Genomic DNA, 16,783 nt, shown 5'->3' with positions numbered 1-16,783 from the left:
ATGCACCCCTTCCGGCGATTCTGCCTACCAGCTGAGTGTTTGCTGAGTGTCGTTGCTTACACCGCCGTGAACAGTCGGCCGTAGGCGGTCGGACGCGCTGCGCTACGGGCAGCGTGGAGCAGGCCCCACAGCAGCGCGGAGTCGCGCCGAAAGGAAACGCGGGCCGAGTGGTCGGTAGCCTCAGGTGGTGAGCAGCGACTGGGACTGGCAGTGGGATGCGAGCTTGTACGCCGGGAGCGCTCGGCACTACGCGGTGGGGCGGATGGCCTACCCAGTGGCATTGGGGGAGGCGATCAGGGACGAGCTGGGGCTGGACGGTCGCGGGCGGTTACTGGACGTCGGCTGTGGTCCCGGTTCGCTGACGTTGGTGCTGGCGCCGTACTTCGCGGAAGCGGTCGGGGTGGATGCGGACGGTGAGATGGTCGAGGTGGCCGCGTCACGGGCCGCCGAGCAGAAGCTGAGCAATGTGAAATGGCAGCGGATGCGGGCGGAGGAGTTGCCGGGGGAGCTCGGGACGTTCCAGGTCGTGTCGTTCGCTCAGTCGTTCCATTGGATGGATCAACGGCTGGTCGCGGACCGCGTGCGCGGCATGCTCGAGCCCGACGGCGCATGGGTGCATGTGGGCGCGACGACCCATCGCGGACTCGAAGGTGCGGATGACCTGCCGCATCCGCGGCCACCGTGGAAGGCGATCGAGGAACTCGTGGCGCGTTACCTCGGCCCGGCACGGCGGGCCGGCAAGAGCGTGCTGCCCGCCGGCACCCGACCGGGCGAGGAGACGGTGATGCGCGCCGCCGGGTACCGCGGACCGGCGCGGGTAGTCGTCGGAGGCAACGAAGTCGAGGAGCGCACCGTGGACGATGTCGTCGCCGCGGTGTTCTCGCTCTCGAGCTCGACGCCTCACCAGCTCGGCGCGCAACTATCCGCCTTCGAGGCGGACCTCCGTGAACTGCTCACCAAGGCCTCGGACAACGGTCTGTTCTCCGAGCAGCGCCGCGAGATCGAGGCCGTCATCTGGCGCTGACCCGCCGTTCGAGGGGGCGCACACCCCTCGAACGGGTCAGGTCTCAGGACTGGTCGTCCGGGATGTCGTCGTTCTCGCCGTCGAGGTTGTCCAGCTGGTCCTTCGCGGCGTCGGTGCCCTGGTCGATCTTGTCGCCGTACTTGCCGCCGGTCTTCTCGTCGGCGAAATCGCCGGCCTTGTCCAGACCCTCGCCGACCTTGTCGCCGTGCTCGTCGACCAGATCGCCGGCCTTGTCCTTCATGTTGTCGAACATGCCCATCGTCTTTCCCCGTTCTCTCGATGGTCGCCTAACGCTCGTATTACCCGATCGCCGGGATCCCACACAAGGGCTGGTCAAGCGGCAAACGGATTCCGGTCCGCTTGCAGTGCCGGGAGTACGGCGCCCGCGAACACGCCGTACAGGTGCCGCTGGAACATCGGGCCGAAGCTGATCCGGGCGACGCCGCGGGCCGTGTAGTCGGCGATCGAGTGCGCTCCCTGCCCGTACGCGACGTTCACCGGGCCGTTGATCTGCGTCGTGAGCGTGGCGATCACGTCGAGCTCGCCGACGCCGATCGGGTACACGCAGTCCGCGCCCGCAGCGAGGTAGCGGTCCGCGCGATCGAGCGCGGTCTGCAACTGTTCCGCCGCCGAACCGGCCTTGCGGATGAAGGCGTCGATGCGGGCGTTGACGACGAGCGCGTCCCCGGCGGCGGCCCGAACCGCGGCCAGGAAGTCCGCCTGCTCGCCCGGATCGACCATCTCGCCGGTCGCCGGATCGGAGTCCTCGAGGTTGAGGCCGACGGCGCCGGTGGCGAGGAAGCGTTCGACCAGCTCGGCCGGCGCCAGCCGGTAGCCGCGTTCGAAGTCGACCGTTACCGGTACGGACACCGAGCGCGCGATGTGGGTCGCGGCGGCGAGTACGTCGTCGACCGGCACGTGCTCGCCGTCGTCGTACCCGAGGACCGCGGCCGTGGCGTTGCTGCTGGTGGCGACCGCACCGAAACCGGCCGCCTCGACCACCCGCGCCGACGCGGCATCCCAGGCGTTCGGCACGACGAGCGGAGTACCGGGAACGTGCAGTTCCCGCAGAGTAGTTGCCAATGACATCGAAATCAGCTCCTGTGGATCAAGGGCAGCCCGAAGGCTGGGAACAAAGCAGGTTGGTGGAACGCGAGCACGGCCGAGATGCCGGCGTTCGTCAAGGTCAGTGCCTTGATCGAGTGCGCGTGGTACTGCTCGTCCTTGCCGCGGATGTAGAGCGCGAAGGCGGGCTGACCGTTCGCGGAGGTCTCGACCAAGACCCGTCGCCCCGGGCCGGGTCGCAGCTTCGAGTCGAGCAGCCGCAGTACGTCGGTACGCCCGCTGAACCAGGTCGGGATCGGCGGCATCTCCCACCGCGCGTCCTCGGTGAACAGCCCTTCCAGTACGACGAGATCCTTGCTCTCCATCGCCTGCTGGAACTGGTCGAGCAAGGCCCGTCGCAGCGGCTCGTGCGGTTCCCGCAGTTCGTCCTCGCGCGGCTTCAGCCGGGCGAGCTCGGCGCGGGCCCGCTGCAACGAACTGTTCACCGCCGCGGTCGTTGTGTCGAGCAACGAAGCGACATCGGCGGCCGGCCAGGTGAGCACCTCGCGCAGGATCAGTACGGCGCGTTGCCGTGGCGGGAGATGTTGCATCGCGGCAACCATTGCCAGCCGCAAGCTCTGCCGGTCGCCGACCACCGTGGCCGGATCGGCCCCGAGCAACTGATCCGGGAACGGTTCCAGCCACGGCACCTCGAGTGCTTGCGCGTGCAGGTCGTCCGGGTCGTTGCCCGGGGCACCCAGCGCCGACGGGACGACCCGGCGGCTGCTGTGTTGCAGGAGGTTCAGGCACACGTTGGTGGCGATCCGGTACAGCCAGGTCCGGACCGTCGAACGGTGCTCGAAGTCCGCGTAACCCCGCCAGGCGCGCAGGTACGTCTCCTGGACCGCGTCCTCGGCGTCGTGCAGCGAGCCGAGCATCCGGTAGCAGTGCGCCACCAGCCCGCCACGGTGCTGTGCGAACTCCTCCTCGAGGTCCATCAGACTCCTTCCACCACCAGTTCGTCGGTCCGGTCGCCGGATCCGGTACGACGACGCCGCGCCGCGATCGCCAAGCCCGACAGTGCCCCGAGCAACGACAGTACGCCGCCACCCGCGAGCGCCCGCTCGAATCCGTTGCCCGTGTAGCCGCCGGCCGCGGTGAAGACGGACCCGAGTACGGCGACCCCGGCCGCGCCGCCGAGCTGACGGTTCATGCTGTAGAGGCCGGACGCGATCCCGACGGCCTCTCGCGGCAGCGAGGACATCGCCGCGCTCTGCGCCGCGGGCATCGCCAGGGAGATCCCGCAGCCGCAGATGATGGCCGGTGCGACGAGTTCGTAGTAGTGGTCGGCTCCAAGGCTCAGCCAGAGCATGCCGGCCGCCTGCAGCAGCATCCCGATGACGACGAGCGGACGCTCACCGACGCGATCGACCAGCCGGCCGGCGATCGGACCGACGATAAACAGTGTCGCTGTCCACGGCAGCAGCTGGAGTCCTGCCTTGAACGGCGCCGATCCGAGCTCGGCCTGCATGTACTGCGAGAGGAAGAAGACCGCGCTGATCAGCGCGGCGGTGAGGAAGAAGCCGGCCGAGTTCGCCGCCGTGAACGTCCGGTTGCGGAAGAACGCCAGCGGCACCATCGCGTGATCGGTCCGCCGTTCCCACAGCCCGAACGCCAGCAGCATCACGACCCCGATCGCGAACGCGGTCAGTACCTCGGCGCTCGTCCAGCCAGCCGTCTCGCCGCGCACCGTGCCCCAGACCAGCCCGAGCACGGCGAGACTGATCAGCACCGCGCCGATCAGGTCCAGTCGTCGCGCCGGACCGGTGCTTTCCGGGATCTTCGCCAGTACCAACGCGATCGCGATCACGCCGATCGGCACGTTGATCCAGAAAATCCACTGCCACGACAAACCTTCGGTCACCGCGCCGCCGATCAGCGGTCCGCCGAGTACGGCGATACCGGTCACGCCGCTGAACACGCCGATCGCCTGGCCGCGACGCTCGGGCGGGAACGCCGCTCCGAGCAGGCCCAGAGCCAGCGGCATCACCATCGCCGCGCCGATGCCCTGCACGGCCCGGGCCGCGATCAGGAACGGCAGCGTGGTGGCCAGCGCGCAGGCGACGGACGCGGCGGTGAACAAGGCCAGCCCGGCGGCGTACGTCCGTCGCCGGCCCAGACGGTCGCCGATCGCGGCGGCCGTCATCAGAAGCATCGCGAAACTCAACCCATATGCGTTGACCGTCCATTCGAGCTGCTCGGCGGATGCGCCGAGGTCGCTCCGGATCGTGGTCAGAGCGGCAGCGACCACGAGGGTGTCCAACGCGACCATGACCGACCCCAGGGAGGTCAGCCCTAGAACCCATCTTTGTTGACCTGTCATTCGTGCGGAAGATTGCTTCACACCACTACAGACCGGCGGCGAGGGCCGAACTCATCGCTGCGATGAGAAGAAGTTTCCCGGGGTCAGCGCTCGGGGCGGGCCTCGACCTGGATCAGGGTCTGCTGCCCGACGGCGACCAGCGTCCGCCGGACGCCCGCGACCGCGAACACCTCGAGCTTGCAGATCGTCAGCGTCCGACCTGTCTTGATCACCGTGCCCACGGCCTCGAGCCGCTCACCCTCGGCCGGGGCCAGCAGGTTGATCTTGAACTCGACCGTGAGCACGGACGTGTCCTCCGGGAACAGCGTGAAGGCGGCATACCCGCCCGCACTGTCCGCGATCGAACTGGTCGCTCCCGCATGAAAGTACCCGTGCTGCTGCGTGACCTCGGGCCGGCTCGGCAACTCGATCCGCACCTCCCCGTCCCCCACGAACGAGACCTGCGCCCCCAGATGCTCCATCAACCCTTGCCGAGCAAAACTCTCCCGCACCCGCCCTTGCACGTCAGCCGCCGCCTCCATCCCGCGAGCGTACTGGCCCACCAGGACCACCGCAGCCCCACCTGAACGACACCCCAGAACAAAGAAGAGAAGAGAATGAGACAAAGAAGGAAATTGAGTGCTGGTTGCCCTCGGTGGCCGGCGGAGGTTCACCTGCGCGACGCGGCGGCCAGTCGCGCGACCATTGTCCCGGATGAGCCTGCAGTGAAGAGGATCTTAAGAAGGACAGAGAAAGAGGAATTTAGAGTCATGGCTGACTCCGGCGGCCGGCTGGAGGTTCACCTGCGCGCCGTGGGCCGGTCGGACTCGCCTCGAGGCGAGGTCGGCGCCGGCACGTCGTACTCGCGCTGACGTAGGCCTGAGCCGACCGCCCCGGACCGGCCTTCCGGAAAGCGACACCTCAGCCGCCGCCGGGTTCGGGCTCGCAGATGTTCCAGCGGATGAAGCTGTTCGCGGTGGAGCGTCCGAGGAGTCTGCAACTCGACAGGAGGTGCCACCTCACCGGGGCTCGGTTTCGGGCGTGCGCGAGCGGGCCGAGGGCAGCTATGGGAGGCACACGTCCCGTCCAGATGCAGATCAAGTTCGCGGAGTCACACAGACTCAGCAGATGCCCGATCGACGCCGGCGGCTTCCCGGCCACATCACCCGCCCGCCGAGTCGTGGAAGGTAGTTCAGAGAATCTGCCGGGATCCCTGGATGACCTGACTTGGGGAGGATCTTGCACCGATTCGGGCACAAGATCCTCCCCAACCACGACTGCCCGCGGCGCGGAGGCGGACTGCCACCACTCAGCAACCCACGTCATTGGCGCCGAAGCCACGTGCCAGACGCCTGCGGCCACGAGCCTGCGTTCGGTTGATGAGTGACTCACGTCCGGACCACATCCACGAGCGCCGACTACGCGCAGGCAACTTCCGGTACGCCACCGAAGCCAGCCACCACTCTAAAACTCGCTTCTTCTTCTAGGTCAGTGGGACCAGGGAAGCGGCTGGGAGGGTTGGGGTTCGGGAGCCGCCTTCGGGTTCGATGGTTAGGCCGAAGGTGGTCATTCCGGTGGTGGAGCCGTTGACGACCTGGGTGGTGTCGCCGGTGGTGAGGCCGATCGAGGTGGCCTTGTTGGCGGGGTCCATCATCCAGAGTTGCCAGGTGCGGTCCTTGGGCAGTTTCGGGAGGTCGCGGAGTACGACGACCGACTTGTCGGCCTTGGCGGACAGGACGACTGTCGCTTGGCCGCCGCCTTCGACCGTGCCGTGGACGGTATGGGCATCGGGCTGTGCCAGTACGGCCGCCACCTGCTGGTTGGCGCGCTCCGCGGCGGAGCGGTCCTGGTACTGATCGATCGCGACTCCGCCGGCCGCCGCGACCGCGAGCGCCGCCGCGGCCAGCGCGAGCACAGAGCGCCGGGTGAAGCGCTGCGGCTTCAGCGGAGAGGGAGCAACTGGTACCTGCGGGGGCAGTTGGCGGACGTCCTCGATGGCCGCCATCACGTTCGCCTTCAGCCCGGGCGGTGGCGGGGTCGAGACCTGCGTCGCGAGCTTGATCGCGGCCTGTCGCAGTTCGGTCACCTCGGTGCTGCAGAACGTGCACTCGGTGAGGTGCGCCTCGAAGCGCGCGCGTTCATCCGGCGGCAGTGCGTCGAGAACGTACGGGCCGGTCAGGGTGTGTACGTCGGGATCCGTCATGACCTTTGCCCCTCCGTGGTGCCGAGGCAGTCGCGGAGGCGGATCAGGCCGTCGCGCATTCTCGCCTTGATGGTCGGAAGCTTGGCGCCGAGCTGCTGGGCCACCTCCGGGTAGGTGTAACCGTTGTAGTACGCCAGCTCGATCGACTCGCGTTGCAGCTCGGTCAGCGTCCCGAGACAGCGCCGTACCTGCTCGGCCTCGAGGCGGGTGCTGACCGTGTCCGCGACCTGGTCGAAGTCGACCTCGGCGGACCGGGCGCCGGCCAGGTCGGTCCGGTCCGCCGAGGCCTGCTCGGAGCGCACCCGGTCGACCGCCCGGCGGTGCGCGATCGTGAGGATCCACGAGTGCGCGGAGCCGCGGTCGGCGTCGTACCGGGTGGCCGTCCGCCAGACGTCGATCATGACCTCCTGCGTGACCTCCTCCGACTGGGCCGGATTGCGCAGGATCCGGCGGACCAGGCCGAACACCCAGGGGGCGACCCGGTCGTAGAGGGCGCTGAACGCGGCCGTGTCACCGGTCGCGGTCAGCGCGAGCAGGTCACCGTCGGATCGCGCGGGCGATCCGACGGGCCAGGGAAGCGAAGTAGGTTCGTTCACGGTCAGCTTGCCGGGGGCATCAGCACGGAGTCGATCAGGTACACCGTAGCGTTCGCGGTCCGTACTCCGCCGCAGATCACGTTCGCGCCGTTCACCTTCAGGCTGTCGCCCGAGCCGGTGACCGTCACGCTCTGCTTCTCCACGGTCGGGTGGGTGCCGACGACCGCGGACGGGTCGAGCTGACCGGCGACCACGTGGTAGGTGAGGATCTTGGTCAGCAGCGCATCGTTGGTCTTGAGCGTGTTCACGGTGGCGGCCGGGATCTTCGCGAAGGCCGTGTCGACCGGCGCGAAGACGGTGAACTCGCCGCCGTTGAGCGTGGAGACCAGGTCGACCTTCGGGTTGAGCTTGCCGGAGACGGCCGCGACCAGGGTCTTCAGCAGCGGGTTGCCCGACGCGGCGGTGGCCACCGGGGCGGCCGCCATACCGTCGATCGAGCCGGCGCCGCTCGGGTTGGCCTTCGCGTACGCCGCGCAGCCGGGGCCAACCATGGTGTTCGCGGCCTCACTCGCCGACGGCGTCATGCTCGGGGTGTCGGCGGGCGCCGAGGACGACGACGAGGCGGCGGGGGCGCTGCTGCTGCTGTTGTCGGACCCACCGCAGGCGGACGCGGTCACGGCGAGGGCCAGCGCGCTGAGGGCGATACCGGCGCGGGTGAGGTGCTTGGACATGACGTGATCTCTTTCCTGACGAGGGTGTCTGACACCGGTACTTCGGAGCCGCTCGCGGACCGGATGGGTTCGAGATTTGTGAAAGTGAACAGGCGTGCACCCGGAGCGGCGTACAGTCGCGAGCCGTCCTGGAGTGTGACTGGAGAGGGTGGAAATACCGTGCTGCGAAAGCTGATCACCGGAGCCGTTGCCGTGGGCACCGTCGGCGGGTTCGCGCTGCTCGCGCCGACCGCGAACGCTGCGACTGTGACTGCTGTACCGACCGCTGTGGCCGTCGGTCACGACACCGCGGCGGTGACGTTCGACGGGCTGACCGAGCTGATGATCCAGCGGATCCTGATCGGCGACGACGTCGCGGCGTCGAAGTACTTCAGTGGGAAGCCGGTCGACGACCCGGTCCGCGAGCAGCAGATCCTCGACTCGGTGCGGCAGTCCGCGGTCCAGCTCGGGATCGATCCGGACGCTACCGCGGCGTTCTTCCAGGCCCAGATCGACGCGAGCAAGGTGGTCCAGCGCGGACTGCTGGCGTACTGGGCCGCCCACCCGGACAAGGCTCCGACCAGCGGACCCGACCTCAACGTCATCCGCGAGAAGCTCGACGCTCTGACCACCCAGCTGCTGGCCGAGCTGGTCCGCGTCGACCACCTTCGCCAGACCGGTCTCCGGTGCGACATCTCGCTCGTCGTGTCAACCGCGACCGGCGACATCCGCCACCACCTGGACGCGCTGCACCGCCAGGCCGTGCGGACGGCCTCGGCGACCGTCTGTTAACCCATGCGGGTGAGGGCGGCCTTGGTGAGCTCGTACTCGAGCGGGTCGCCCGCCGCGAAGCGCTCGATCTCGGCGGCGGTGATCTCGCCCATCTCGAGGTAACACTCGACGGTCGCCGCCGCCTGGTGCGGGGTCAGCAGGACGTTGGCGAGGGTCCTGTACGGGCTGTCGGTCGGTAGCGGCTCCTCGTCGAACACGTCCAGCGCTGCGTCGATCCGGCCGGTTCGAAGTTCCGCGAGGAGCGCGGGGGAGTCGATCAGCCAGGAGCGAGCGGTGTTGACCAGGGACGAGCCGTCGGGCATGAGCGCGAGCTCGCGGGCGCCGATCATGTGGTGGGTCTCGGGCAGGGTCGGCGCGTGCAGGGCGACGACCCTGCTGGTCCGGAGCAGGTCGTCGAGCGGGGTTCGTCGTACGCCGAGCTGATCCGCGCGATCGTCGGTCAGATACGGGTCGTAGACGACGACCTCCGCGCCGAGCGCGACCAGCATCCGGATGTACTCGACGCCGGTCCGCGATGCGCCGACCACGCCGATCCGCGACGCCGTGAGCCCGTGCTGCGGCGGAGCGGCGTCCCGCCACGCACCGTCGTGCATCTGGTGGTCGAAGCGCTGGATCCGGTGCAGCAGGCTCAACGTGAACGCCAGCGACACCTCGGCCACCGGCTCCGCCATTGCCTGTCCCGCCTGCGTGATCCGCAGGCCACGCCGGAACACCTCATCGGTGACGAAATGCTTCACCGACGAGGCGCTGTGCGCGATCAGCCGCAACCGGTCCGCGTGATCCAGCACCTCCGCGGTCAACGGCGTTGCACCCCACGACGTGATCAGCACGTCGGCGCCGGGCAGCGCCGCCGTCAACGCTGCCGCGTCCCCGGGATCATCGAGTACGACGACGTCCCCGAGCGCGTCCAGCCGGGCGACGCTCGCCGTCCCGAACACCATGTCGCGGAACGACGGCGTCGCCGCCAGCACTATCCGTATCTTTTCGGCCATGGCCGAATTCTAGTTCACCGAAACGTCGTCGAGCAGGAATGTCGTCGGCGCCCCTTCGTTCTCCGTGCTGGTCCACTCCAGGGTGACGGTCCTGCTTCGGTACGGCGTGAGGTCGACGGACTGCGTCGCGTACGACGCCGTAGTCCGGCTGAAGCTCTTCACCACGTGACCGTCGACGGTCAGCTGGAGGGCGTCATCCCCGCCGGCGACCCGCAAGGCGAACCGCAGGGTCGGGTGCCCGAACGAGGGGACGCTGACGCGCTGGCTGAGCGAGTCGGTGTGCGTCGTGCCGGTCCCGCCTAGCCAGGCGTATCCCAGGCCGCTGTGGCTGTACTGACCGTCGGCCCGGATCACGTCCGGCGTCTGCGTCCAGCCGCCGCTGCCGGATTCGAAGTCGCCGTTGACCACGGCGTTCTTCCGGGTGCTGACGACCCAGTTGATCACAGTGTTGCCGCGCGCCTTGGTGGAGTCGGTCGCTGTCACCGTCGCGGAGTACGTCCCGGGAGTGGTCGGTCGTCCGTAGATGATCCCGCTCAGCGCGTCGATTCGGAGTCCGGCGGGCAGACCGGTCGCGGAGAACCTCACCAGGCTATGGCCCGAGTCCGTCGCACGCGCCCGCAGTACGACGACATCGCCGGCCGCATCGAACTGCTGGGTCGGGGCGGAGACGGTGATCCGGTTGGCCTTGGTCGGCGAGGTCAGGGCGCGGGTGCCGTTCGGCGTACCGAGGCCGGTGGGGCCGTCCCAGCCGGGCCGCGCCGTGCAGAGCGCGGCCGGGGTGCACTCGCCGTTGTTGCCTTCGACAACATCGTTGAGGTTGCCGGTGGCCCCGTACGGGTATCCGGCCGGACGGGAGTCCGGAGCAGGGTCACCGGCAAGTGCGTAGGTGGCGGCGATGACCGGGGCGGCGGCGCTGGTCCCGCCGTACACGGCCCAGCCGGAGCCGCCGGTGGTTTGGTATACCGCAACGCCGTTGGCTGGGTCGGCGACGGCGGAGACATCCGCGATCGCGCGCTTCGGGCAGGTCGTTGCCGGGATCACCGATTGCCAGCTCGGCTTGGCGACGACGCTCGAGCAGCCGGATCCGGTGCCCTGGCCGGGGCCGTTGTTCCAGACCGTCTCGGTCCAGCCGCGTGCCGAGTCGTCCTTGGTCAGCGTCGTACCGCCGATCGCGGTCGTGGCCGCGGAGCTGGCGGGGTAGGAGACGCCGGCGTCGTAGTCGTAGTCACCGGTGGACGCCGCGTACACGACACCGCGCGGGCTGAAGTACGTCTTGTCGAGCTCGGCCAGGTCGGACGACTCCGGACCGCCCCAGCTCAGCGAGACGAACTTGGCGCCGAGGTCGTTCGCGGTCTTCACCGCCTTGAGCAGGTCGTCGCTCGGGGAGTCGGACTCGATCAGCGTGATGCCGCAGTTCGGGCAGATCGCCGACACCATGTCCAGGTCGAGCGAGATCTCGCCGGACCACGAACGCGACGGCGCCGGCAGCGGGCTCGGCAGCCCGTCCTGGTTCAGCTTCTGGAAGCAGCCGTTCGCGGTCGTGCACTCTGGTATACCAAACTGCTTGCGGTAGACCGCGAGGTCCGCCTCGGCGGTCGGGTCGTCGTACGCGTCGACGATGTAGACCCGTTGCCCTTGGCCCGCCGTTGCTGAGGGCAACTTGTACGCCGACTGCAGATCGGCCGGGCCGTATCCGTCCGGCGCTCCGCCGAGTGCCTTGCCGCGGAAGCCCAGGTCGGCGCGTCGCTGCGCGAAGCAGGTGTACTCGCCGGGCTTGACGAGCTGGTCGCAGCTCGCGACGACCTTCGGTGGTTCCTGGGTGTCCGCGGCCGCCGCCGTCGTCGTACCGGCGACGAGGACAAGCGCGAGCGGGACCGCCAACCGGCGCAATGAGATCACTGTTCTACTCCTGATCGGGTCGGCGTCACGCCGGGACGAGGGTGGTCTGCTGCCAGCTCGCGCCGGCGTCATGGCTCACCCAGAGCTGCGGGTTCTGGGTGTACGCCGCATCGCGCTCGACGACCCAGGCCGTCGTACCGTTCTGCTGGACCAGGTCGTGGATGTGCTCGCTGTTCTCGAGCCATTCCTGGTCGATGCGCCACGCCTTCGACAGCGTCGGCCGGTTGTAGACGAGGCTCGCGGTGAGCGTGGAAAGCATGACCGCGCCGTCCGGTCCGACCGACAGTTGGCCGGCCAGGCCGAGCCCGCCCGGAATCGCGTCGTACCGGAAGGTCTTGCCGCCGTCACCAGAGACCAGCAGGGTCTTGTCGGAGTGGCCGCGGCCGAAGTTCGCCATGCAGAGGACGTAGACGCGACCGGGGCCGTTGGTGGCGAGATCGGTCATCGTCGCGTCCTCGGCGTCGGCGCAGGTGACCGTGCTCGTCGGCCGGACCGTGCCGTTGTGGATCGTGGACAGGCGGCCTGGGCCGACGAACGGCGCGGCCAGGAAGTAGACCGTCGACCCCTCGGCGTCCATGGCGACGTGATCGTCAGCGGCGACCTGGACGTCGACCTGCTTCCAGCCGGTGGACTTGCCGGCGGGCGCGCGCCAGACCTTCAGCGGGCGGTCGTCGCAGATGCCGGTGCCGATCTCGCAGCCTGACGTGACGAGGTAGGTGCCGTCGGGCGCGGCGAGCAGGTTGAGGATCTTGGCTTCACCGCCGGGCAACGGGACCTGGGTCCACGTCTTGCCGCCGTCATTGGTGACCTCGAGGTACGGGTCGTACGCCCAACCGAACTTGGCGTTCGCGAACTGCAGGCTGGTCAGGCCCGGCTCGCCGCTCTTCGCGAGTCCGTTGTGGGTGCGACCGGCGACGGTCCAGGTCTTGCCACCGTTGTGCGTGGCAAGCACTTCGGCCGGACAGGTCGTCGTGCCGGTGGCGCAGGTGACGCCGCCGAGCACATAGCCGTCGGTCTGGGTCGGCCAGACGATCGACTGCGGGGCGAAGGCGGGTTCGCTCGGATCGGCGGTCGCGACGTCGGCTCCGGAGCCGACCAGAAGCGCGCTGACGACGGCGCCGATGGTGCCCACCAGCGCGATCGTCTTGCGGCCAGCATGCAGACGCACAGTTCACTCCTCGGACAGGCGACGTTTCCTGGGACACGCTAAGCCCAGATCTCGCGATTGCGGCGCCCATTCCGGCCAAACGCCGATCCCGGCCAACTACGCTCACCAGGTGGCTGATTGGGAAGCAGTTGGGCTGTCAGGAATCGATGCCCAGGTGTATCGGCAGCTCCTGCGTGATCCGGGGGTGCCGGTGGGGCAGCTTGGTGAGCTCCTGGAGTTACCGGACAAAGTGGTAACACAGGCGGTCGAGCGGCTCGTCGTGGCCGGGCTGGTGCGGAGTGGGTCGGAGGCCGCGCCGGCGCCGGTCGATCCGCGGTCGGGGCTGGGCATGCTGGTGCGCGAGCGGCGGGCCGCGCTCGACGGTGTCGCGGCGATGACGGATCAGCTCGCGCGTGAATTCAGCGCGGGTCAGCTGCAGGCTGAGCCGAGCCGGCTGATCGAGATCGCGGTCGGCCGGGACGCGATCGAGGCGCGGATCGACGACATGCTCCGCGGTGCCACTCAGCAGGCGGTCGGCACGGACACCCCGCCGTACGTCGCCGACGGGAGCGCTCAGGTGTCGGGCGCGGAGTTGGCGCTGCTCGATCGTGGGGTGCGGTTTCGGTCGATCTACGCGGCTGAGGTGCTCGATCATCCGGGGTGGGTCGACCGGCTGCGGTCGATGGCGGAGCGGGGTGAGCAGTCGCGGGTGTTGCCGCAGGTGCCGGTGAAGCTGCTGGTTGTGGACGGGACTACCGCGATCCTGCCGCTGGCGGGTGGACCGTCGGCGCCGGGGCAGCCGCGGGCCGTGGTGGTGTCGGACTCGGCGTTGACGAGCGCGCTGCAGGTCTTGTTCGACCAGTTGTGGAGTCAGGCGACGCCGTTGCGGCTGTCCGAGAACGCGGATCCCAACCAGACGCTGGTCAATCTGCTGGCGAGTGGGATGAAGGACGAGGCCATCGCCCGGCAGCTCGGCGTCAGCGGGCGAACGCTGCGCCGCCGGATCGCGCAGGTCCAGGAGGAACTCGGCGCCACCAGCCGCTTCCAAGCCGGCCTCCAAGCCGCCCGCCGCGGCTGGCGCTAGACCCGCCTGCCAAGAGGCCGGGTTACCGTCCGGCCGGGGTCGCCACCGGGCCGAGGTGGCGCTGGGTGGGGTGGCGCTGGGTGGGGTGGCGCTGGGTGGGGTGGCGCTGGGCCGGGGTGGCGCGGAGCTGAGCGTCAGGCGGTGGTGGCTCGGTGGGTGGCTCGGGTGACCAGGGCGTGGAGGGTGACGGTGATCGCGAGGATGATGCCGGCGACGCCGAGGAGGCCGTCTGGCGAAGCGCCGGCGGTGAGGGCGACGCCGCCGAGGGCGCTGCCGAGGGCTGAGCCGAGGGAGATCGCGCTGCCGTTCAGGGCGATCACGATCGTCGCCGAGTCCGGCGCCATCGAGGCGAGCCGGGCCTGCTGCGGTACGGCGCCGCCGCCGTTGCCGACACCCGCCGAGAAGAACCAGACCAGGCCCCACACCGCGGCCACGACAGCCGGCGCGAACATCAGCGCGACCATGCCCAGGACCGAGTTCAGCAGCAGCCCGATCAGGACCACGGTGAGCACGCGGATCGCGCTGAAGCGGTCGACCAGCCGGCCGGTGATCGCGTTGCCCGCCATGCTCGAGACGCCGTACCCGAACATGATCAGGATGATCGCCCAGTGCGCATGGAAGTGCGGGCCGAGGATCAGGGTGGCGTAGGTGAAGCAGGTGTAGCTGCTGCAGAGGATGCCGGTGGTGACCAGCAGCCCGGCGAGGAGCCGTGGCTGCTTCAGCGGCCGGAGCCGGTCAACCAGCGATCCGCCGGGCAGATGCAACCGGGGGAGTCGGAGCAGGATGCCGACGAGCGCGATGGTGCCGACCACCGCGACCATGATCATCGGGAAGCGCCAGCTGGACTGCCCGATCACCAGGCCGATCGGCACGCCGAGCGCGGTCGCCGTCATCCAGCCGCCGAGGACGAACGACAGCGCCTTGCCGTGGTGCTCGGGCGGCGTCAGCGCGATCACGTACCCGGTGACGGCCGCGTTCAGCAGGCAACCGCCGAGCGCCGCGATCACCCGGCCGCCGAGTGCGATCGGGTAGTTCGTCGCGATCCCGACGATCAGGTTGCCGAGCACGAACACCGCGAGCGCGAGCGCGATCGTCGTACGGCGTTCCCAGCGTGAGGTCAGCGTGCCGAGGACGGGACCGGCGAGCGCCGCGGTGAACGCGAACACCGACATCAGCTGCCCGGCCGCCGCCGCGGTGACGCTGAGGTCGCCGGCGATCTGCGGGAGCAGGCCGGCCAGCACGTACCCGTCGATCCCCATCGAGAACGTCGCGACCGCCAGCCAGATGAACGGCCGGTACGAGAACCCCTGCCCGTCCACCGCGCCGGCGGCCCGCGTCTGCGTCATGGAGATATCTCACCCCGAGCGGCCGACTCACGGCAAGACTAAACTGATCAAACCTGCTAAAAAGCCTGCGGCTGTGATCACGGATGGTCAGGACGGCCAGCGGTACTCGCGACATTCCGGCGGGGTCGGCGTCTTCGGGACGGTGTCGAGCTTCCCGTTCGGCAACGTGACCACGACCACCGGGCAGGTCACCGGCGCGGCCGTCGGGTCGATGCCGCGATCGGTCACGATCAGCGTGCCGTTCGCGTCGTACCCGCGGACCACGAAGTCGTTCTGGCCGGTGTCGTCGGAGTCGTACGGTCCCCAGTTGGTGCGGCCAACGGTCGGCGCGAACCAGAACCCGTCCTGCAGCAACGCCTCGACCGGCGCCTGCCCCTTCGGCTGCACGGTGACCCGGGCGACCGGCTTGGTGTAGACGCCCGCGTTGCGTGCGATCCGCATCATCGGGTCTCCGCTCAGCCGGGCGCCGGTGCCGAACCGGATGCTGGACTCGCTGATGACGCCGCCCGCGGTCCGGCTGCAGAGCCAGAACCCCGGCGAGGTCTGGGGCGGGAGGCCCTTCGGCATCGGGATGCGTTCCACGCCGGAGCCGATCAGCCAGGTGCTGACCACCTTCGGATCCTTCACGCCGGTGAACTCGAACGCCCTGACCACCTTGTAGTCGGTGAACGGATGTGGCAGCGACTTGCCGGTGATCCGGTTGGCCTCGGCCAGGCACTGCGTGCGCAGGGTCGCGGTCTCGTCGGCGGTCAACGTCCTCGTCTTCGCCGGACCGGTCGCCGGCGGTGCGCTGTCGGTCTTGAACGCCCGTACGGCGACTACGAGCCCGGCGACCACGACGAGGACGGACGCGGCCGCAAGCGCCGGGGCGAGGATCCGTCGCGGCCGGCGTACAGGCTCGCGCACGATCGCCTCGAGCAGTTCGGCGCGCAGCTTCGCGTGTACGCCGGGCGGCAGCGGCCGGTCGGTACGGCGGGTGAGTAGCTCGTTCATGGCAGTCTCTCCAAAGCCTCGTCGTCCGATAAGACGCTGAGATCGCGAAGCCGCTTGCGGGCCCGGGACAGCCGGGACTTCACGGTGCCGAGCGGTACGTCGAGCGCGACGGCCGCCGACTGCGCGTCGAGCCCGCTCCAGAAGCACAGCTCGACGATCTCCTGCTCGTGCCGCGGCAGCTTCCGCAGCAACGCCCGCAGCCGGCTCGCCTCCCGCTCGTCGTCGACCTGCGCCGCGACCTGGTCCGCATGATCGGGTTCGTCCGTCGTCGGTGTCTGCCGGGTGACGTTCAACCACCGGAACCGTTGCCGGCGGCGCTCGTTGCGGACCACGAAGTCCGCCGTACGGAACAACCACGGCAGGGCCGAGTCGTGGACGAGCACGACGTCGGCCCGGCGTCGCCAGGCGTGCAGGAACACCAGCGAGGTCAGGTCCTCGGCGTCACTCCACGATCCGATCCGCCGGAACACGAAGTTGTACACCGCCTTGGCATGCCGATCGAACAGCTCGCCGAACGCCTCCGGCTCCCCGTCGACCGCCTGCCGCCACAACTCCCCGTCACCCACCGCCACCTCCAGATCGTCCCTCCGTCGGGGGCCTTCCCCGGGTATATGTCCCGACCCCCACTCCGGGGTCCCACGACCTCAGGCG

At 69.2% G+C, this 16,783-nt stretch carries 17 protein-coding genes; 3 read left to right on the top strand and 14 right to left on the bottom strand.

The features are described 5' to 3' along the window. The first annotated feature begins 187 nt into the window (after positions 1 to 187). Positions 188 to 1,024, top strand: coding sequence for a class I SAM-dependent methyltransferase (locus ABT313_RS02115; protein WP_350847696.1), 837 nt, complete (start codon positions 188 to 190; stop codon positions 1,022 to 1,024). Between the two features lie 43 nt (positions 1,025 to 1,067). Here the strand turns inward: ABT313_RS02115 and ABT313_RS02110 are convergent, their stop codons facing one another. From ABT313_RS02110 to ABT313_RS02075, 8 genes are all read right to left on the bottom strand, one after another. After that, the gene (locus ABT313_RS02110; RefSeq protein WP_350847694.1) at positions 1,068 to 1,277 is read right to left on the bottom strand and encodes an antitoxin; all 210 of its coding nucleotides are present in this window, start codon (positions 1,275 to 1,277) and stop codon (positions 1,068 to 1,070) included. 80 nt (positions 1,278 to 1,357) lie between these two features. Beyond that, positions 1,358 to 2,113: an isocitrate lyase/PEP mutase family protein gene (locus tag ABT313_RS02105; RefSeq protein WP_350847693.1), complete on the bottom strand. Its 756-nt coding sequence runs from the start codon at positions 2,111 to 2,113 to the stop codon at positions 1,358 to 1,360. A gap of 5 nt (positions 2,114 to 2,118) precedes the next feature. After that, positions 2,119 to 3,066, bottom strand: coding sequence for a sigma-70 family RNA polymerase sigma factor (locus ABT313_RS02100; protein WP_350847692.1), 948 nt, complete (start codon positions 3,064 to 3,066; stop codon positions 2,119 to 2,121). After that, on the bottom strand, positions 3,066 to 4,400 hold the full coding sequence (locus ABT313_RS02095; protein ID WP_350847690.1) for a DHA2 family efflux MFS transporter permease subunit: 1,335 nt from the start codon (positions 4,398 to 4,400) through the stop codon (positions 3,066 to 3,068). Before ABT313_RS02095 ends, ABT313_RS02100 begins: the two co-directional genes overlap by 1 nt. Positions 4,401 to 4,534: 134 nt before the next feature. Beyond that, positions 4,535 to 4,972, bottom strand: coding sequence for a PaaI family thioesterase (locus tag ABT313_RS02090; RefSeq protein ID WP_350847688.1), 438 nt, complete (start codon positions 4,970 to 4,972; stop codon positions 4,535 to 4,537). A 941-nt stretch (positions 4,973 to 5,913) separates the two neighbouring features. After that, positions 5,914 to 6,633, bottom strand: a complete 720-nt coding sequence (locus ABT313_RS02085; RefSeq protein WP_350847686.1) for an anti-sigma factor — start codon at positions 6,631 to 6,633, stop codon at positions 5,914 to 5,916. After that, entirely contained in the window at positions 6,630 to 7,229 is a 600-nt protein-coding gene (gene sigK / locus ABT313_RS02080) for an ECF RNA polymerase sigma factor SigK (protein ID WP_350847684.1), read from the bottom strand. The genes ABT313_RS02085 and sigK overlap by 4 nt, the downstream gene beginning before the upstream one ends. A gap of 2 nt (positions 7,230 to 7,231) precedes the next feature. Further along, positions 7,232 to 7,900, bottom strand: a complete 669-nt coding sequence (locus ABT313_RS02075) for a fasciclin domain-containing protein (RefSeq protein ID WP_350847682.1) — start codon at positions 7,898 to 7,900, stop codon at positions 7,232 to 7,234. 159 nt (positions 7,901 to 8,059) lie between these two features. Between ABT313_RS02075 and aroQ the strand changes: the two genes are divergently transcribed. Next, positions 8,060 to 8,671, top strand: a complete 612-nt coding sequence (gene aroQ, locus ABT313_RS02070) for a gamma subclass chorismate mutase AroQ (RefSeq protein ID WP_350847680.1) — start codon at positions 8,060 to 8,062, stop codon at positions 8,669 to 8,671. On the opposite strand, the gene ABT313_RS02065 is transcribed toward aroQ, so the two are convergent. From ABT313_RS02065 to ABT313_RS02055, 3 genes are read right to left on the bottom strand one after another with little or no spacing between them, the layout of a single operon-like run. After that, positions 8,668 to 9,663, bottom strand: a complete 996-nt coding sequence (locus tag ABT313_RS02065; protein ID WP_350847678.1) for a hydroxyacid dehydrogenase — start codon at positions 9,661 to 9,663, stop codon at positions 8,668 to 8,670. The two genes, aroQ and ABT313_RS02065, sit on opposite strands and share 4 nt — an antisense overlap. Positions 9,664 to 9,672: 9 nt before the next feature. After that, a complete protein-coding gene (locus ABT313_RS02060; RefSeq protein ID WP_350847676.1) occupies positions 9,673 to 11,562 on the bottom strand; it encodes a putative Ig domain-containing protein in 1,890 nt (629 codons plus the stop codon). Between the two features lie 25 nt (positions 11,563 to 11,587). Then, the gene (locus tag ABT313_RS02055; RefSeq protein ID WP_350847674.1) at positions 11,588 to 12,730 is read right to left on the bottom strand and encodes a WD40/YVTN/BNR-like repeat-containing protein; all 1,143 of its coding nucleotides are present in this window, start codon (positions 12,728 to 12,730) and stop codon (positions 11,588 to 11,590) included. A gap of 109 nt (positions 12,731 to 12,839) precedes the next feature. Here ABT313_RS02055 and ABT313_RS02050 point away from each other — a divergent pair, with 109 nt between their 5' ends. Beyond that, positions 12,840 to 13,793 carry a transcriptional regulator TrmB gene (locus ABT313_RS02050; protein WP_350847672.1) on the top strand — a complete coding sequence of 318 codons (954 nt, stop codon included), beginning with the start codon at positions 12,840 to 12,842 and terminating at the stop codon, positions 13,791 to 13,793. A 134-nt stretch (positions 13,794 to 13,927) separates the two neighbouring features. Here ABT313_RS02050 and ABT313_RS02045 read toward each other — a convergent pair whose 3' ends face one another. From ABT313_RS02045 to ABT313_RS02035, 3 genes are all read right to left on the bottom strand, one after another. Continuing rightward, positions 13,928 to 15,139, bottom strand: a complete 1,212-nt coding sequence (locus tag ABT313_RS02045) for an MFS transporter (RefSeq protein ID WP_350847670.1) — start codon at positions 15,137 to 15,139, stop codon at positions 13,928 to 13,930. 87 nt (positions 15,140 to 15,226) lie between these two features. Next, positions 15,227 to 16,132: a hypothetical protein gene (locus tag ABT313_RS02040; RefSeq protein WP_350847668.1), complete on the bottom strand. Its 906-nt coding sequence runs from the start codon at positions 16,130 to 16,132 to the stop codon at positions 15,227 to 15,229. Further along, the gene (locus ABT313_RS02035; RefSeq protein WP_350847666.1) at positions 16,129 to 16,698 is read right to left on the bottom strand and encodes an RNA polymerase sigma factor; all 570 of its coding nucleotides are present in this window, start codon (positions 16,696 to 16,698) and stop codon (positions 16,129 to 16,131) included. The genes ABT313_RS02040 and ABT313_RS02035 overlap by 4 nt, the downstream gene beginning before the upstream one ends. Between the last annotated feature and the right edge of the window lie 85 nt (positions 16,699 to 16,783).

It is taken from the genome of Kribbella sp. NPDC000426 (assembly GCF_040300265.1).
Lineage (GTDB): Bacteria > Actinomycetota > Actinomycetes > Propionibacteriales > Kribbellaceae > Kribbella.
Note: the sequence above shows the minus strand (reverse complement) of the source record. Positions and strands in the feature narration are given on the sequence as shown.